Below are 16,965 nucleotides of genomic sequence, written 5' to 3'. Positions count from 1 at the left end.
ATATTTATAATAAGTCCAAAATTATATCCAACATTTCTTTACTGTTTGCTACAATGATATTTAATCTATCTGTTGCATTTAGCTCAAATTTCAGCTCTCTTCCATTTTCATCTGTTATTAAAGCTCCTGCCTCTTTGCAGATTATATATGATGAGGCAATATCAACAGCCCTAACCTTAGGTCTTACATCAAAAACAGCATCTAAAGTTCCTTTAGCCACATAACACATTTCTAAACCAAAAGCTCCAAATATTCTCACTCTTTTAACTTCATTTCTTAATTTTTCCAAATCCATTTTTTTGTTTGGATAGTAGCTTATAGTTATATCTTTTTGGTTGAAGTCTTTAACTTTAATCTTTTTTCCATTTAAATAAGCTCCTTTCCCTTTGTAGGCTTCATAAAAGCTTTTAGTTAAAAATTCATAGGTTAAGCCATAATATGGCTTATTATTTTTAAATACTCCAAAGCAAAATGCAAAAAATGGAATTCCATTTATAAAATTAAAAGAACCATCTATTGGGTCTATTACTACAGTCCATTCGCTATCATTATCAATAATTCCCAACTCTTCACTCACAATATTAACATTCAATGGTTTTAAATATTTTAAGGCAATATCTTCACTTATTTTGTCAAAAATTTCTGTTTCATCTCCACTCGGTGACCTTCCAACAACATAGGATTTATCTTTTCTACCAAAATATGGTAAGATTTCTTTTTCAATCTCTTTTACTATATTTTTCCCAATCTCGTCCCATTTCATTTTCTCATCTCATCCTTTATTTTTAGATATGTTATTGGTATCCAAAACATTAAAGATAAAATGTTAAATACTATTATTGGGTAATCATTCCTTAATATTCCATATATCAACCAAAGTGTCAATCCAGTTGTAAATGTTATAACAAAAGCTAATGAGATATTACTCATATCCTTCTCTTTCAATGACTTTATTAATTGAGGAAGAGAAGCAAAGGTTGTTAAAGTTCCAGCGATATATCCGATAATAGTTACATCAAAATCCATATTAATCACCATTAGAAATATTGTAAATTTTAAATTTAAAAGAATAGATTTTTAAAATCTCTAACAACTTATATAGATATAGGTGGGATAAATGGATATACCAAAGCTACTAAAAGATAAAAAGATACTGACTTTGATTATATTTCTTACCGTATCTGTATTTCTAATAGTATTTAAAGGAATTGATTATGGAATTGATTTAAGCGGAGGAACAGTTATTGTTTTAAAGGCAGAGAAGCCAATGACTGATGAAGAGCTACAATTAACAGTAGATATTATTGAGAAAAGGTTAAATGCAAATGGTTTAAGTGATATAACAGTATATCCAAGAGGAAATGATGAAATTATTGTTATGATTCCTAATAGCTCTGACACTGAGAGAATAATTAAAGTTTTAGAACATCAAGGGGTTTTTGAAGCGAAGATTGATAATGTAACAGCTTACACTGGAAAAGATGTTAAGCTCGTTGAACCACCAACAAAAATTCCACAAGGAGATGGATGGGCTTATGGAGTTCCTTTTGAATTAACATTAGAGGGGGCTAAAAAGTTTGCTGAAGTTGCTAAAGATAAGGCATATCACAAAGTTGAGCTGTATATGGATGGAAAGTTAATCTCAGCCCCTGTCTTATCTCCAGATTTGGCAGATGGAAGGCCTCATCCAAAACAGGTTATTACAGTTGGTAGTTATCCTCCAACCAAAGATGAGATTGATGAAGCAATGGCTATATACTCAGCTCTAAAGTCAGGGGCATTACCTGTAAAATTAGATATTGAATATACCTATGCAGTTTCATCAGAGTTTGGTAAAGAGTTCTTAAAAGGGACTGTTATTGCCTTAATATTGGCATTTATAGCTGTTGGAATAATTGTTAGTGTAAGATACAAACAGCCAAAGATAGCTATTCCAATTCTAATAACATGTCTATCAGAGATTATTATTATATTAGGATTTGCATCTTTAATAGATTGGAAGTTAGATTTACCTTCAATAGCAGGGATTATAGCAGCTGTGGGGACAGGAGTTGATAATCAAATTGTTATAACTGATGAAGCGTTAAAAAGAGGTGCTGGAAAAATAAGAGCAAGCATTAAAAGAGCTTTCTTTATAATATTTGCTTCAGCGGCTACTTCTATAGCTGCTATGCTACCTTTATTTGTGCTCGGTGTAGGGATGTTGAAAGGGTTTGCAATAACCACAATAGCAGGGGTTTTAATAGGGATATTTGTAACAAGACCTGCATTTGCAAGAATTGTAGAAGAAATGTTTAAGAAATTCTAAATAAACTCTTTTTTATTATTTAATTTAAAAAGAGAATTAAAAAATCTTTTTTTCTTTTTATTAATCCATAGAGGAGCAAATCCCTGTTTATTGGGTACTTTCCTATTTTTATTTTTTATTTTAAAATTATGTTTTTACACCGAAACGGTCTGATTTTAACCATTTTTCCACCTTTATCCAAACATTATAACTTTTTGTTTCCATACCGTAACGGTCTGATTTTAACACAACTAAAATAACTACAACTAAAATAAGCACCCAATCGTTTCCATACCGTAACGGTCTGATTTTAACTAAAACATAATCTTAAAAAAAACAAGTGAGGTGAGAGAGTAGTTTCCATACCGTAACGGTCTGATTTTAACTGCGGGATATTTAACAGGATTACAAAATATGTTCAGTAGTGTGTTTCCATACCGTAACGGTCTGATTTTAACTTACTTTTTTCTTTGCAACTGTGGAAAACGCACCCGCGTTTCCATACCGAAACGGTCTGATTTTAACTATTATAAAAATATTTTTACTATGATTGATAATGACAAATTGTTTCCATACCGAAACGGTCTGATTTTAACTATAGATAAATGTAAAATTGTAAAATCAATTGAAGTAAAATCAAAATGGTTTCCATACCGAAACGGTCTGATTTTAACACAAATACAAAAAATATCCAACCGATAGTGGCGTTTCCATACCGAAACGGTCTGATTTTAACGCTAATCTTCCAATAACCAAATTTGGATCATTGTTTCCATACCGAAACGGTCTGATTTTAACGAATATTTAGAAGTTTTCCAGTCAACTATTGTGTTATTTTCTAATAGTTTCCATACCGAAACGGTCTGATTTTAACCGGTTTCATTTCATCAGTTTCTTCAATCTCATCCTTGTTTCCATACCGAAACGGTCTGATTTTAACCCTATTTGTTTCTTGAATTAATACGTTGATATCATTGTTTCCATACCGAAACGGTCTGATTTTAACTTTCGGTTACTACCTACCACAACCTACCTAACCGATGTTTCCATACCGAAACGGTCTGATTTTAACTTTAACGAATTAGATTATTTAGAACAAGCTAAATTTTATGCAGTTTCCATACCGAAACGGTCTGATTTTAACAGGGCAATATTTTGCTCATTTCGTATATTATCTCTTCTAATATTTAAGCTTTTTCATACCATAATTTTCGAGGGGTTAATAACCCCTTTTATTTATAAACCCTCGAAGTTTTTAATTTAAGTGTATTTTCTAATTTTCTATTTTAGAAAGTTTTAAAATTTTATAAATACAAATATTTATTGGGGAAATTTTGATTTGAAAGTAATTAACTAAAATCTTTTAAGAATCTCTATAGCTTAATACATTCAAATACTTAAAATTATCAAAATAAACTGCCCTTTGAAATTCTCTAAAAATCTTTAAAATTAAAAAATAAGCTCTTAAAAATCTTTATTTTAAAAAGAAAAGAATTTTCACGAGATAAATGTCATTTGAATATTTAAATATAAAAGACATTAATTGGGGCTGAAAGCCCCAACTTAATGGATTGGGGTATCCGCAACCATAGGGCTTCGCCCTATTGGAATACCCCAGCAATTCTAAGTTACACCTCCGAGCGTAAGCGAGGAGGTGTTAGATTTTGGTGAAGCAGAAAGCTCTGCTTTCTGGCTACAAATCCGTAGGATTTGTTCAACTTTTACTAAAAGGTTCATACCGATAGGGCGAAGCCCTATGGTTTAGTAGAATCTTAAATACTTAAACCCTTCTCCATTATCAAAGCTGTAATGGATAGTGCTGTATTCTTTAGCAAATTCTATAACATCCTCTTTAACTTTTTCTGGTTTTTCTTTATCAATGGCTATTCTTTTCATAAACTCAGCTATTTCTTCCATCTCTTTCTCTTTCATTCCTAATCTTGTACATTCTTGTGTTCCTAATCTAATACCGCTTGGATTATCTGAATTATTGACATCATCCCATGGTAATAAGTTTTTATTTAAAATAATATTTGCCTCTTCATACATCTTAGCTAACTCACTTGCTGAAAATTCTATGTCTGGAGAGCTCTCTATATCAATAATTACTTGATGGCTTTCTGTAAAGTCCTTATGCTCACATAAGACATTAAATCCTCTCTCATACAATGCTTGAGCTAATGCCTTTGCATTCTTAATTACTTGTTTAGCATAATCTTCTCCAAACTCTAACATCTCAGCTAAAGCAATAGCTAAACCAGCTTTGTGATGCAAGTGATGATTACTAACAACTCCCGGGAATACGTGAGTATCTATCTTATTAGCATTTTCTTTTGTAGTTAAGATAACCCCCCCTTGAGGACCAAAGAATGTCTTGTGAGTACTTCCCATTAAATACTCAGCTCCTTCTCTTAATGGGTCTTGGAATTGCTTTCCAGCTATTAAACCAAGAACGTGAGCTCCATCATAGGCAATTTTAGCCCCAACTTCTTGAGCAGCTTCATAAGCATCAGCTACTGGATGAGGGAATGGGAATAAAGAACCTCCAAACAATATTAACTTTGGCTTCTCTTCTAAGATTTTTTTAACCATAGCGTCTGGGTCTATATTCATCTCTTCTGGGTCAAATGGATGGTTTATAACTTTCAACCCCCTAATTCCAGCAGCACTAACTTTCCAGTGGCTTATATGCCCTCCATCTGGAACACTTAGAGCCATTAATTTATCCCCTGGCTTTGTTTCAGCAAAGAAAACAGCTAAGTTAGCAACAACTCCACTTGTTGGTTGAACGTTTGCATGCTCTGCCTTAAATAATTCTTTAGCTAATTCTATACAGAGTGTTTCAACTTCATCTATGTATTTACATCCTTGATATAATCTCTTTCCTGGCAATCCTTCAGCATATCTGTGCATGAAATCAGTTGCACATGCTTCTCTAACAGCTAAACTTGTTATATTTTCACTTGCAATCAATTTTATACTCTCTCTCATCCACTCATGCTGCTTTATGGAAACATCTCTAATAAATTTTGGAACATCTGAATATTTCATTACTTATCCCTCCTGTTATTTTCTAATGTTGATGAGTAATACTTTTGTAGTATTGCTTAAAAATATCTTCAAGCTATAAAAGTTTTTGGTGCTGTCTATGATAAAGGTATGTGTTATAGAAGGAGATGGTATTGGCAAAGAAGTAGTTCCAGAAGCTGTGAAAATATTAAATGAGCTTGGAGATTTTGAAATAATAGAAGGAGAAGCTGGATTAGAATGCTTAAAAAAATATGGGGATGCATTACCTGAAGAAACAATAGAGAAAGCTAAAGAAGCAGATGTTATTTTATTTGGTGCTATAACATCACCAAAACCTGGAGAAGTTAAAAATTATAGGAGTCCAATAATAACTCTAAGAAAATTATTTGATTTATACGCTAATGTTAGACCAATTAACAACTTTGGAGTTGGGCAGTTAATTGGGAGAATTGCAGATTATGAATTCTTAAATGTTAAAAATATTGATATTGTAATTATTAGAGAAAATACAGAAGATTTATATGTTGGGAGGGAGAAGTTAGAAAATGAAATGGCAGTAGCTGAGAGAGTTATAACAAGAAAAGGTAGTGAGAGAATAATAAGATTTGCATTTGAATATGCAATAAAAAATAATAGAAAAAAGGTATCTTGCATACATAAGGCAAACGTCTTAAGAGTTACCGATGGCTTATTCTTAGAGGTATTTAATGAAATAAAAAAACATTATGAAATAGAGGCAGATGATTATTTAGTAGATTCAACAGCTATGAATTTAATAAAAAATCCTGAAAAGTTTGATGTTATTGTTACAACAAACATGTTTGGGGATATTTTATCAGATGAAGCATCTGCATTAGTTGGAGGGCTTGGATTAGCTCCATCAGCTAATATTGGTGAAAATAAAGCATTATTTGAGCCAGTTCATGGTTCAGCTCCAGATATAGCTGGAGAAGGTATAGCAAATCCAATGGCATCTATTTTAAGTGTTGCTATGCTATTTGATTATATTGGAGAGAAAGAAAAAGGAGATTTGATTAGAGAAGCTATAAAATACTGTCTAATAAATAAAAAAGTTACTCCAGATTTGGGAGGAGATTTAAAGACAAAAGATGTTGGAGATGAAATCTTGAAATATATCAGAAATAAATTAAAGGGATATGAATGAAAATAAAAATTACCAAATCTTCTATTCTTTTTATCCTTAGCATTGCTTTTATATTAATTTTAATGGCGTATATTGGAATATACGAAATATTCCAAATATTAATTAGTGCAAATCCAATCTATATAATATTGGCAATTATTCTGCAGATGGTTATTTCATTACTATTGGCTGTAAGATGGGGATATATAACAAAAATTTTGGGATACAAAGCATCGATTAAAAACATCTTTTTACTTGTTTTGATGGGGCTGTTTATTAATAATATCACCCCTTCTATGAGGGGAGGAGGAGAGGCGTTTAGAGCTTATTACTTATCAAAACTTGAAAAGATTCCGAAAGGTTTGGCATTTTCTACAGTTGTTGTTGAAAGGGTTTTAGATACAGCCATATTTTTATTTTTCACATTATTTGTGATTGGATACTTTGTAGTTACTGGGTTTGAGTATCTTGAATATTTAATCCTCTCATGGATTTTTCTGTTTTTACTAACTGCAGTAATTATCTATTTAATAGCAAATAAAGAACTTCTAATTAAGACGGTTACAAAAATATCAAAGTTTATTTGCAAATACTGCTCATACAATTACGATGAAGAAAAAATACTAAAATCTATTGATGAATTCTACAACAGTATGAAATTTTTTAAAAATAAAAGAGGTAGGGAAGTCTATATTGCCATAATTTTATCTGTTGGGTGGTATGTCCTTGATATCCTAAAGTTGTGGCTGTTATTTTTATCTCTGCCTTATATCGTCTCTATTGTGAGTGTAGCCACAGTATATTTAATAACTCTTTTATCTGGTGTTTTATCCATAACTCCCAGTGGTTTTGGAACAGCAGATACAGTAATGATTCTCTCTTTTTCTGCTTTTAAAATTCCTCCCTCAGTAGCTGCAGCAGTTACCTTATTGGATAGATTTGTATCTTATATAATTCCAACAATCCTTGGTTACATTGCTATGTTAATTATAAAAAAAGAGATTGATAAGAAAAAAGCAAAATAATACCTCCTCTTTAATTTTGGATGAGCGTTTTTACTTAATATACTTCAAAATCTCCCTCAAATCTCTCTTCTCTATACAAATATCTGCTTTCTCTTTTAAAATAGGTTTAGCACAAAAAGCTATCTTCAAACCAGCTTTTTTAAACATGCTTATATCATTAGCTCCATCTCCTACAGCAACAGTATCTTCCAATTTTATTCCTTCAATTTTAGCTATCTTCTCTAAAATTTCTCCCTTAGCATTTTCTTTTAAAACTTCTCCGTCAACTTCTCCAGTTAGTTTTCCATCTTTAACAATTAACCTATTTGCAAAAGCGTAATCTAATCCTAATTTTTCTTTAATTTTATTAACAGCAATATCAAAACCTCCACTAACAACAGCAACAACATAACCTCTATTTTTTAGTTCTTTAATTGTTTCCTCTGCCCCTTCTGTTGGTGTTATTCTTTCAATAGCTTTTTCAACCTTTTCAATTGGAAGGTCTTTTAATAAACTGACTCTTTTTCTTAAAGATTGCTCAAAATTTAATTTTCCTTCCATAGCTTCTTTTGTTATCTTCTTAACCTCTTCCTCAACTCCTGCTTCTCTTGCAATCTCATCAATTGTCTCATTATTAACTAATGTGCTATCAAAATCAAATAAAATAAGCTTTTTCTTCTTCTCCATTCAATCACCAACTTTAAAAATTTTAAAATTAAGTAAATTTTAATAAAAAAGTTTAATAAGATTAATTATTCAATCTTCTCAACTTTTATCTCATAATCATGAATTACTGGATTTGCTAATAACTTTTTACACATCTCTTCAACTTCTTCTCTAACTTTCTCCTCACTCTCTCCTTCCATAATTATATCAATCATCTTGTATGTTTGAACTTCTTTAACATCATTAAAGCCTAAAAAGTTTAATGCCCTCTGTATTGTTCTTCCTTCTGGGTTTAAAACTCCTTTTTTTAACTTTATTGTAACTGTTGCCTTATACATAAGTTTCACCAAAAATTTTATTGTTTATAATAAGCCTAATCTCTCAGCGACAATTCTGTATTTTGCAATAACATCCCCTAAATCCTTTCTAAATACATCTTTATCTAATACATCTCTTGTCTCCTTATCCCACAATCTCATAGTGTCTGGGCTTATCTCATCTGCAACCAATAAATTGCCATCTTTATCTCTACCAATTTCAATTTTGAAGTCAACTAATATAATGCCCTTCTCATCAAACAATTTCTTTAATATTTCATTAACCTTTAAAGCAATTTCTTTAATCTTATTTAACTCCTCTCTTGTAGCTAAACCTAAAGCTACAGCAATATCTTCATTTAACATTGGGTCTCCATACTCATCATTTTTGTAGTCAAATTGAACAATTGGGAAAGGCAATTCTTTCCCTTCTTCAAAAGGATATCTTCTGCATAAGCTTCCAGCGGCGATATTTCTAACTATAACCTCTATTGGTACAATCTCAACTTTTTTAGCTATCATATATCTTGGTTCTATATACTTTATGTAGTGAGTCTTTACTCCATTTTCTTCTAAAACTTCAAATAACTTTGATGAGATTAAAGCGTTTAAATATCCTTTATTCTCTTTAATATCATGCTTAGCTCCATTTCCTGCTGTTATATCATCTCTAAACTCTATCAAAACTTTATCATCATCAATCTCATAGATTGACTTTGCTTTTCCACTGTATAATGGCTGATTTTTTAAAATTTCTTCCAATTTTATTTCCATACTTTCACCCAAGGAAGTTTATTGAGTTATAACCTTAAATCTTAATTTTAAATTTTTCATTTAATTTTTATACTTTTAGGTAAAATAGTTTAATTAAAGTAGTGGTATAAAAAATTTAGTCAAAAATGGGAATAAAAAATCAGCTATCTTCGATGTGCCTCCCTTAAAGGGTTCGGCACATCGGCAGGGACGTTTTTAATATTAAGGACTCTCGCAGTTTATATTCAATAGAACATTTATTCCTGCAAAAGTCCCATAATACCTGCCCAGCACCGAGTTAGACCTCAACTATTTCAACATCTTTACTTAAAACTGCTTTTCCTTCACCTTTTTTCACAACCCTACCAACTTCAAACGCACAACATTTAGCTTTCTCTAACTCATCAATTAGATCATCTTTATATTCTTTTTTTGCCGATATTAACAATCCTCCTGCAGTTTCAGCTCCATATCCATCCAATAATGCATGGCCAAATAATCTACTCAACTCAGGCGTCTTTTTTATGCAGGGTAGTGAAGTAATTTCTATCAAAACGTTACTGTTTTTGGCTACTTCATTTGAATGCCCTAATATACCAAATCCAGTAATATCTGTTAAAGCATTTGCTATTTTATCTCCAACTCTTTCTTCTGCTTTTCTTAAAGCCATTAATCCATATCTATTTGATGTTGTCATTATCTCTATTGCTTTATCTATAATGTATTTTTCTTCCTCCTCAGCAATGTTGATTAAATCTTTAAATTCCTCTGGAATTCTTGATAATGCCATCGCTGTTTGAGTTCCTAATGGTTTTGTTAATATTAAAATATCTCCTTCTTTAGCTCCACCTTTTGTTAAAATCTCTTCCTCTCTCCCAACACCTGTAACTGCCCCTCCAATTAGAGGCCATGGGTTTAGTATAGTATGCCCACCAACAATTGATGTTTTGTTCTCTCTACAAAAATCTTGAAACCCCTTTAACATCTCTCTAACTATATGTATTGGAAGTTTTTCAGGAATTCCCACTATTGCTAAAACACCTACTATATCCAATAATCCCATAGCATAGATGTCGCTTGTTGAATTGCAAGCAGCAATCTTTCCTTGTATATAGGGGTCGTCAACAATTGGTGTGAAAACATCAACTGTCTTTGCTATAACCAACCCGTTTCTTTTAATTATTGATGCATCATCCCCCAAACCAACCAAAATATTTTTGTCTGATAAATCATCATCAGTAACTATTCCTTTAACTAAAGACTCTAACTCGGTGCTGGGCAGTTTGCAAGCTCATCCATGCAATTTAACTAATTCAGTTAATTTTATTTTCTCATTAGCCTTTTCCATACTCTCACCTAAAAATTATAAATTTATAAACATAATCGATACTCAAATTATTAATAAATTTGATAGGCTATAAAATACTACCAATTAGAATTTCTAATAACCTTTGAGTTATTAAAAAGTTAATAGCATGGAGATGATTATGGAAATCCCAATATTTGTTGTTATTTCCGGTAGTGATTTATATGGCATCCCAAATCCAAGTGATGTAGATGTTAGGGGCGTGCATATCTTAGACAGAGAGATATTTGTTAAAAACTGCCTATATAAAAGTAAAGAAGGGGAAGTTATAAATAAAATATTCGGAAAGTGTGATTTTGTTAGTTTTGAGCTTGGAAAGTTTTTAAGAGAGTTATTAAAGCCAAATGCTAACTTTATTGAGATAGCTTTATCTGATAGGGTTTTGTATTCTTCAAAATACCATGAAGATGTTAAGGAAATAGCTCACAATTGCATTTGCAAAAAGCTCTATCATCACTGGAACGGATTTATTAAACATCTTCAAAAATCATGTGAGAAAGAGAATTATAAAAATCCAAAGACACTTTTATATATTTTGAGAGCTTATTATCAAGGTATTTTATGCTTAGAGAGAGGAGAATTTAAGCTAAATTTTAATTCATTTAAATGCTTAGATTGCTATGATGAAGAGATTGTAAATTATCTGTTTCAATGCAAAATAGATAAAAAATCTGTTGATGAGCAATATAAGGAGAAGATAAAAAATCATTTTTGTGAATTGGATTTATTATTGGATGAGAATTATAAAAATTCCAATATAAGAGATAATCCATCAGAAACTACAAAGATTAAGGCAATTGAGCTTTATAAAAAATTATATTTTGAGAACTTCAAAATTTAAGGATGTGAGAAAATGATAAGCAATAGGTGTAAAAATATAAAACCATCTGCAATTAGAGAGATATTTAATTTAGCAACATCTGACTGTATAAATTTGGGAATAGGTGAGCCAGATTTTGATACACCAAAACATATTATTGAGGAAGCAAAAAAAGCATTGGATGAAGGAAAAACTCATTACTCTCCAAACAATGGAATTCCAGAGCTTAGAGAAGAGATAAGTAATAAATTAAAGAGAGATTATAATTTAGATGTTGATAAAGACAATATTATTGTTACTTGCGGGGCTTCAGAGGCATTAATGCTTTCTATCATGACTTTGGTTGATAAGGGGGATGAGGTTTTAATCCCAAATCCATCTTTTGTATCTTATTTTTCATTAACAGAGTTTGCTGAAGGGAAGATTAAAAGTATAAATTTAGATGAAAATTTTGATATTGATTTAGAGCAAGTTAAAGAATCAATTACTAAAAAAACAAAATTAATAATCTTTAACTCTCCAGCAAACCCTACTGGAAAAGTCTATGATAAAGAAACAATAAAGGGCTTGGCGGAGATAGCTGAAGATTATAATTTAATTATTGTTTCAGATGAGGTTTATGATAAGATTATTTATGATAAAAAACACTACTCACCAATGGAATTTACTGATAGGTGTATATTAATTAATGGATTTTCTAAAACCTATGCTATGACTGGCTGGAGAATTGGTTATTTAGCTGTTTCTGATGAACTAAATAAAGAGTTGGATTTAATCAACAATATGATAAAAATCCATCAATACAGCTTTGCCTGTGCTACAACCTTTGCTCAATATGGTGCTTTAGCCGCTCTAAAAGGAAGTCAAAAATGTGTTGAAGAGATGGTTAATGAATTTAAAAGGAGGAGGGATTTAATTTATAATGGACTAAAGGATATTTTTAGAGTTAATAAACCTGATGGAGCATTTTATATCTTCCCAGATGTATCCGAGTATGGAGATGGTGTAGAAGTTGCTAAAAAATTAATTGAAAATAAAGTTCTATGTGTTCCAGGGATTGCATTTGGTGAAAATGGAGCTAATTATATTAGATTTAGTTATGCTACAAAATATGAAGATATAGAAAAAGCATTAGAGATTATAAAAAAGATTTTTGAGTAATTATGCGGTTTGATTCTTTTCTTTCCACTCTTTTAATATTTTATCCCAGTTTTTCCTTAAGAAGTCACCAACTTGAGATGAATCTCTTGTTCCAACAATACAAGTCCATCCAGTTTTATCTTCAATATCTCCTCTTGTTGATGCAGCCAATGCTGGTAAAATTAATATTCTATGGCTAACTTTATCAGCAATTCCTGTCTCTTCAATTAATTTTTTAGCATTCTCTCCATTATATTGCCCTCCTGCAACTGAGACATCAACAGCCTTTCCTCCAGTATCCATTACTAATAACCAGCAGGTAACATTATCTTTCTCAAAGTCTCCAGTAACTGTATAGAATGTTAATGAGAAGTTTGTTGTTAATATAACTGGGCTGTTTTCATCTGGATTGCCAATTGGATATAATCCAGGTTCAACTGCTTGTGGTTTTCTTGGGTCGGTATAGATACATTGTCTCAATGTTAATACAGGCATTAATTCCCAAACATCTGTTCCGTGCATAATTAAAGCATCTGCATATCTATTCATTAATGTGTTGGCAATAGTTGCTTCAAACATCTTAGCAATAACTTCTTTATCATCAAAGAATCCAGAAATTGGACATTCATTTTTTAAAGCGTAATAATAAGCGTTAATTGGTAAATTTAATATTGGGAATCCTAAGTATTTGTCTCCTCTTTCTATTGCACTTCTCCTAATCATTACATTTAAATCTAATGTTTCAGCAATATTTTCTGGGTAAGTGTGAGGTTCTAAAACTAAATCTTCAATACCATTAGCTAAGCACTTTGCAGCCATATTTTTTAAATCTTTAACGTTATTTGATGATAAAACCAAAACAACATCCTTTTCTTTTTTAAGCTCTTTAATGACTTTTATGAAATCATTTAATGTATCTTTTGTTGCAGCATAAACCATTGGTTTTGATTTAATTACTTTTAAAGCTTCTTTTATAACCTCCGGATTTAATGAAGCAATACAAATAGGCATTTTTGTTTCTTTTTCTACTATCTCTATAGCTTTTTTGAATTTCTCAACATCTCCAGAAGCATTTCTTATAACAATAAAGTCCAATTTTAGCTTTTCTCCAGTTCTTTCAAATGCAAAATTCTCTATTTCTTTAGCTTTATTCTTAATTTCTTCTTCACTTAACTCATCACTTATATCAATACCAATTGGTGTTGGGTTGAAGAATGATAGCTGATATCTATACATTACTTCATCTCCACCCATAACTGCCTTTTTCTCATCATTTCCAAACCACACTTCTTTTACAGGTGGGGATATAAGCTCTATAAGTTTCTTTCTATTTTCTTCAAATTTTGGAGTATTTAGAATAGGACACTGGTCAACACTCGCCTCTTTCTCTAACAATTTTGTAGCAAATGCCATACATGATGGTTGCCCACATTTTTTACAGTTTGTTTTTGGCAATAACTTATAGATATCCATTGCACTAACTTTTTTTGCCATTTTAATCACCTTTAAATTAATAATTACAATTTAATTACAATTTTATGCTTTTGCTGTAATCCACTCATAGTTATTTGTGTTTAGCTTAACTTCTCCTGGCTTAGTTGTTAGTGTTTTTCCAATCTCTTTCAATGTTTTCACTGATATTGGGTTAAGCATCATGAACAAATCAACACCACACATCATCATTGTAATTCCAGTAGTTATTTCCCATAGTGGGAGTCTATACTCTCTCGGTCCCCATTCAGGATTGTTCATCCATGCTTCTCTTGCTCCAATAGCGTTTGTTGTTCCAGAGGACATTGGCATATTAACTAACTCATCCCCTTTCAATCCATTCAATCTCAATCTTGTCATTGCATTAATTGAAAACTCTATCCCATAACCTAAAGCACATGTTGTTGGGTCCATAACTATTCTATTTGGGTCTAAACCAGCTTCAACTAACTTTCTATTTAAATCTCTCGCCATATTTGGGTCCATAATACTCCATGCTAATACATTATGGTCGTATTTCATAGCTGCATCAACTATCTTTTTATAATCCAATTCTAAGTTTGCTGATGCTAATAAACATCTATCTCCTTCTGCAACTTCAGCACATGCCTCTAAAACTAACGGGTCTTTTTGAGGGTTTCCACTACCTCCAATAACAAATGGAACATCAACAGCTTGTAATAAATCTTCCATTAATTTTGCTGCCTCTTTTGGACTTTTATCTTTAATTTTTGGGTCTGTTGAGATGTGGTGGATTGTTATCATATCTGCTCCAAATTCTTTAACACACTTCTTTGCCCATTCGCAAGGGTCTTCCATCACATCTTGGAAAAACTCTCTAATTGGTTTTGGTAACCCAGGCATTGGAATATCAAATATATCAAATGTAACAACTGGAGGGTTTGGTTGTGGCTCTTCAAATCTGTATAAAGCTTTTTGCCCACCAATCTTTACGACCTTTCCTCTTCCACCCTCTGATTTTGGTTTTCCAAATTGGACTTCTCTTATGTATCCAGGATATTTCTCAACTGGAGGTTCCCAATCTAACTCTGGAACATCTTTAATTTCTATAATTCCTTCTTCAACCAATTTCTCTTTTATTGATGGTGTTTGAGGGATAACTATTGGTGGAGCTGATGGGATATTTATGATTAATTCATCTGCTGTAATTGTTATGTTTTCAATTTCAATTCTTCCAACTTTTTCAATGATTTTTATCAAAGCATTTAAATCCATAGCATCACCTAATTTGTCATTATAAATCATTATAGATTAAGATTAAGTTATTGCCAAACTTCATATATAAATATTATTATTTCAATTTTTTAAAGGAAAATTTGTAAAAAATAAAGAATATTTTACTTTATTTAGTCATTAATTTCGTTAATATGTATATTATATCTTTACGTGAATAACCTTTAAATATTCCTGCTGTCTATTAATATAATTGCCTATTAACGTGGCGCGGGGTACCGGGCTTGGTAGCCCGGGGCGGACTTCAGATCCGTCGAGGGCGAATGCCCTCGGGGTTCGATTCCCCCCCTGCGCCGTCATTATTTTTTTGTGAGATTATGGAAAAAGTGTATTCAAAATTTGGAAAAGTTGATGATTTAAAGGAAATTATTTCTGGATTAGCTGATTTTACAGGAATTATTAGGATAGACAATGCTCTTTTATACTATATTAACTCAAAACTTATCTCATCAAAGTTAAATGGTAGAGAAAAAAGTTTAGAGGAAATATTTTCACAAATTCCAGATGAATTTTTGATAGAAATTTATGAAGGTAGTGAAGAGGAAATAAAATCTGCTTTAAAAAACTTTAAACCAGATGAGTCTATTGTTGAGATTTCAAAACTTAGTTTGGTTTTTGAGAACGAGGTTATTTTAAATTCTTATAATGATGTATATAAATATTTAACTTCTACTGATAAAGTTATTTTTATGCCAAAAAGATTCAAAAATGAAAAAGCAGTTGTTGTTTATAAAAATAAAAAAGAGGTTTTTGCAGTATATTTTGGAAAAAAAATATTGTTTGGAAAAAGAGCGATTAGTAAGTTAAAAACAACCTTTGCTGTTAGTGAGATAATTGCAAAGATTGAAAACATATCCAATGAAGAATTAAATTCTTTAAAGAGGAAATACCCTGATGGAGTTTTGTTCTTTGGGGAATCAATTAATGATATAGTTAAAAAAGTAATATTATCAAAAGAACCAATAATCTTAGAAAATGCTTCATTGATTGATGCTTTATCTAATGGTACATGTTTGATTAAAATTGAAGGTAGTGAAGAAGGATATATAGTAGCTAAGGAAGGAAAGCCAGTATATGCATTTTTAAATAATTATGATGGGGAAAAGAGTTATAGATTACTAAAAAGTATGTGTATAGTTGAGGATGTTAAATATTATATTTATAAGTTATCAAAAGATGAATATAACATGTTTAAGGCATTTCAGGAAAACAAAATCTCATTATCTTAATCTTTATCTATCATTTTTATAGCCAATTCATAAGCTTTCTTTAAATCTCCTGTCTCTAAGATACATTTTTCAGCAATATCTTTTGGAATGCCCTTCTTAATAAAAACATCAACCGCCTCTTTAAAAAACTGGCTATTTTTTATAATTTCCTTAGCAAGCTCTTTTTTTAGCTCCATGTATTCATCAGGACTTATGTTGTTTTTAGCAAGTTCATAATCCCTATAAGGGCAAGGTTTTGTTATTTTACAGCACCACACTAAACTACCAAAGCATGTATTACTTCCTAAACCAAGCTTTGTTCTTTTCCCAAAATCTTCTTTTATTTTTATAAACTCTTCTGGCGACATTTTTAATACGGCTAATGCTTTATGGATAGGACAGTATTTTATTGGGGGACAGCAAAAAGCCAAACCTCTTAAATCTCCTCCTCTGCAGATGTGAGATGGGGCATTATCCCAACCCAT

The 16,965-nt window shown here is 31.3% G+C and carries 16 protein-coding genes, 1 tRNA gene and 1 CRISPR repeat array; of the genes, 7 read left to right on the top strand and 10 right to left on the bottom strand.

What is annotated here, in order from left to right; all coding sequences use genetic code 11:
- Positions 1-4: 4 nt before the first annotated feature.
- Both JH146_RS03900 and JH146_RS03895 read right to left on the bottom strand, forming a co-directional pair.
- Positions 5-763 carry a bifunctional fructose-bisphosphatase/inositol-phosphate phosphatase gene (locus JH146_RS03900; RefSeq protein WP_048201777.1) on the bottom strand — a complete coding sequence of 253 codons (759 nt, stop codon included), beginning with the start codon at positions 761-763 and terminating at the stop codon, positions 5-7.
- Entirely contained in the window at positions 760-1,026 is a 267-nt protein-coding gene (locus tag JH146_RS03895; protein WP_048201776.1) for a SemiSWEET transporter, read from the bottom strand. Before JH146_RS03895 ends, JH146_RS03900 begins: the two co-directional genes overlap by 4 nt.
- Before the next feature lie 91 nt (positions 1,027-1,117).
- Between JH146_RS03895 and JH146_RS03890 the strand changes: the two genes are divergently transcribed.
- Positions 1,118-2,308, top strand: a complete 1,191-nt coding sequence (locus JH146_RS03890; protein WP_048201775.1) for a preprotein translocase subunit SecD — start codon at positions 1,118-1,120, stop codon at positions 2,306-2,308.
- 130 nt (positions 2,309-2,438) lie between these two features.
- Positions 2,439-3,431: a CRISPR direct-repeat array (repeat unit 30 nt; unit sequence GTTTCCATACCGAAACGGTCTGATTTTAAC).
- Between the two features lie 617 nt (positions 3,432-4,048).
- Here JH146_RS03890 and glyA read toward each other — a convergent pair.
- Positions 4,049-5,338 carry a bifunctional serine hydroxymethyltransferase/L-allo-threonine aldolase gene (glyA, locus tag JH146_RS03885; protein ID WP_048201774.1) on the bottom strand — a complete coding sequence of 430 codons (1,290 nt, stop codon included), beginning with the start codon at positions 5,336-5,338 and terminating at the stop codon, positions 4,049-4,051.
- Positions 5,339-5,435: 97 nt separating this feature from the next.
- On the opposite strand from glyA, the gene aksF reads away from it, so the two are divergent.
- Both aksF and JH146_RS03875 read left to right on the top strand, forming a co-directional pair.
- Complete coding sequence (gene aksF / locus JH146_RS03880; RefSeq protein ID WP_173400812.1) at positions 5,436-6,482, top strand: homoisocitrate dehydrogenase; 1,047 nt, start codon at positions 5,436-5,438, stop codon at positions 6,480-6,482.
- Complete coding sequence (locus tag JH146_RS03875; RefSeq protein ID WP_048201773.1) at positions 6,479-7,486, top strand: UPF0104 family protein; 1,008 nt, start codon at positions 6,479-6,481, stop codon at positions 7,484-7,486. The genes aksF and JH146_RS03875 overlap by 4 nt, the downstream gene beginning before the upstream one ends.
- A gap of 30 nt (positions 7,487-7,516) precedes the next feature.
- Here the strand turns inward: JH146_RS03875 and serB are convergent, their stop codons facing one another.
- From serB to selD, 4 genes are all read right to left on the bottom strand, one after another.
- On the bottom strand, positions 7,517-8,152 hold the full coding sequence (gene serB / locus JH146_RS03870) for a phosphoserine phosphatase SerB (protein ID WP_048201772.1): 636 nt from the start codon (positions 8,150-8,152) through the stop codon (positions 7,517-7,519).
- Between the two features lie 65 nt (positions 8,153-8,217).
- Positions 8,218-8,469: a phosphoribosylformylglycinamidine synthase subunit PurS gene (gene purS, locus JH146_RS03865; RefSeq protein WP_048201771.1), complete on the bottom strand. Its 252-nt coding sequence runs from the start codon at positions 8,467-8,469 to the stop codon at positions 8,218-8,220.
- Positions 8,470-8,493: 24 nt separating this feature from the next.
- On the bottom strand, positions 8,494-9,222 hold the full coding sequence (gene purC / locus JH146_RS03860) for a phosphoribosylaminoimidazolesuccinocarboxamide synthase (protein WP_048201770.1): 729 nt from the start codon (positions 9,220-9,222) through the stop codon (positions 8,494-8,496).
- A gap of 277 nt (positions 9,223-9,499) precedes the next feature.
- The gene (gene selD / locus JH146_RS03855; protein ID WP_081874465.1) at positions 9,500-10,549 is read right to left on the bottom strand and encodes a selenide, water dikinase SelD; all 1,050 of its coding nucleotides are present in this window, start codon (positions 10,547-10,549) and stop codon (positions 9,500-9,502) included.
- Positions 10,550-10,688: 139 nt separating this feature from the next.
- On the opposite strand from selD, the gene JH146_RS03850 reads away from it, so the two are divergent.
- Together JH146_RS03850 and JH146_RS03845 are read left to right on the top strand one after the other, a co-directional pair.
- Positions 10,689-11,408 carry a nucleotidyltransferase domain-containing protein gene (locus JH146_RS03850; RefSeq protein ID WP_236953687.1) on the top strand — a complete coding sequence of 240 codons (720 nt, stop codon included), beginning with the start codon at positions 10,689-10,691 and terminating at the stop codon, positions 11,406-11,408.
- Positions 11,409-11,420: 12 nt separating this feature from the next.
- Positions 11,421-12,548, top strand: a complete 1,128-nt coding sequence (locus JH146_RS03845) for a pyridoxal phosphate-dependent aminotransferase (RefSeq protein WP_048201767.1) — start codon at positions 11,421-11,423, stop codon at positions 12,546-12,548.
- Here the strand turns inward: JH146_RS03845 and acsC are convergent, their stop codons facing one another.
- Complete coding sequence (gene acsC, locus JH146_RS03840; protein WP_048201766.1) at positions 12,549-14,021, bottom strand: acetyl-CoA decarbonylase/synthase complex subunit gamma; 1,473 nt, start codon at positions 14,019-14,021, stop codon at positions 12,549-12,551.
- 42 nt (positions 14,022-14,063) lie between these two features.
- A complete protein-coding gene (cdhD, locus tag JH146_RS03835) occupies positions 14,064-15,284 on the bottom strand; it encodes a CO dehydrogenase/acetyl-CoA synthase subunit delta (RefSeq protein WP_081874464.1) in 1,221 nt (406 codons plus the stop codon).
- A gap of 195 nt (positions 15,285-15,479) precedes the next feature.
- Here cdhD and JH146_RS03830 point away from each other — a divergent pair.
- A tRNA-Sec gene (locus tag JH146_RS03830) sits at positions 15,480-15,568 on the top strand.
- Between the two features lie 21 nt (positions 15,569-15,589).
- On the top strand, positions 15,590-16,501 hold the full coding sequence (locus tag JH146_RS03825; protein ID WP_048201764.1) for a hypothetical protein: 912 nt from the start codon (positions 15,590-15,592) through the stop codon (positions 16,499-16,501).
- On the opposite strand, the gene JH146_RS03820 is transcribed toward JH146_RS03825, so the two are convergent.
- On the bottom strand, positions 16,498-16,965 hold the full coding sequence (locus JH146_RS03820; RefSeq protein ID WP_048201763.1) for a methanogenesis marker 9 domain-containing protein: 468 nt from the start codon (positions 16,963-16,965) through the stop codon (positions 16,498-16,500). The two genes, JH146_RS03825 and JH146_RS03820, sit on opposite strands and share 4 nt — an antisense overlap.

It is taken from the genome of Methanocaldococcus bathoardescens (assembly GCF_000739065.1).
Taxonomy (GTDB): Archaea; AGJL01; Methanococci; order Methanococcales; family Methanocaldococcaceae; genus Methanocaldococcus; species Methanocaldococcus bathoardescens.
Note: the sequence above shows the minus strand (reverse complement) of the source record. Positions and strands in the feature narration are given on the sequence as shown.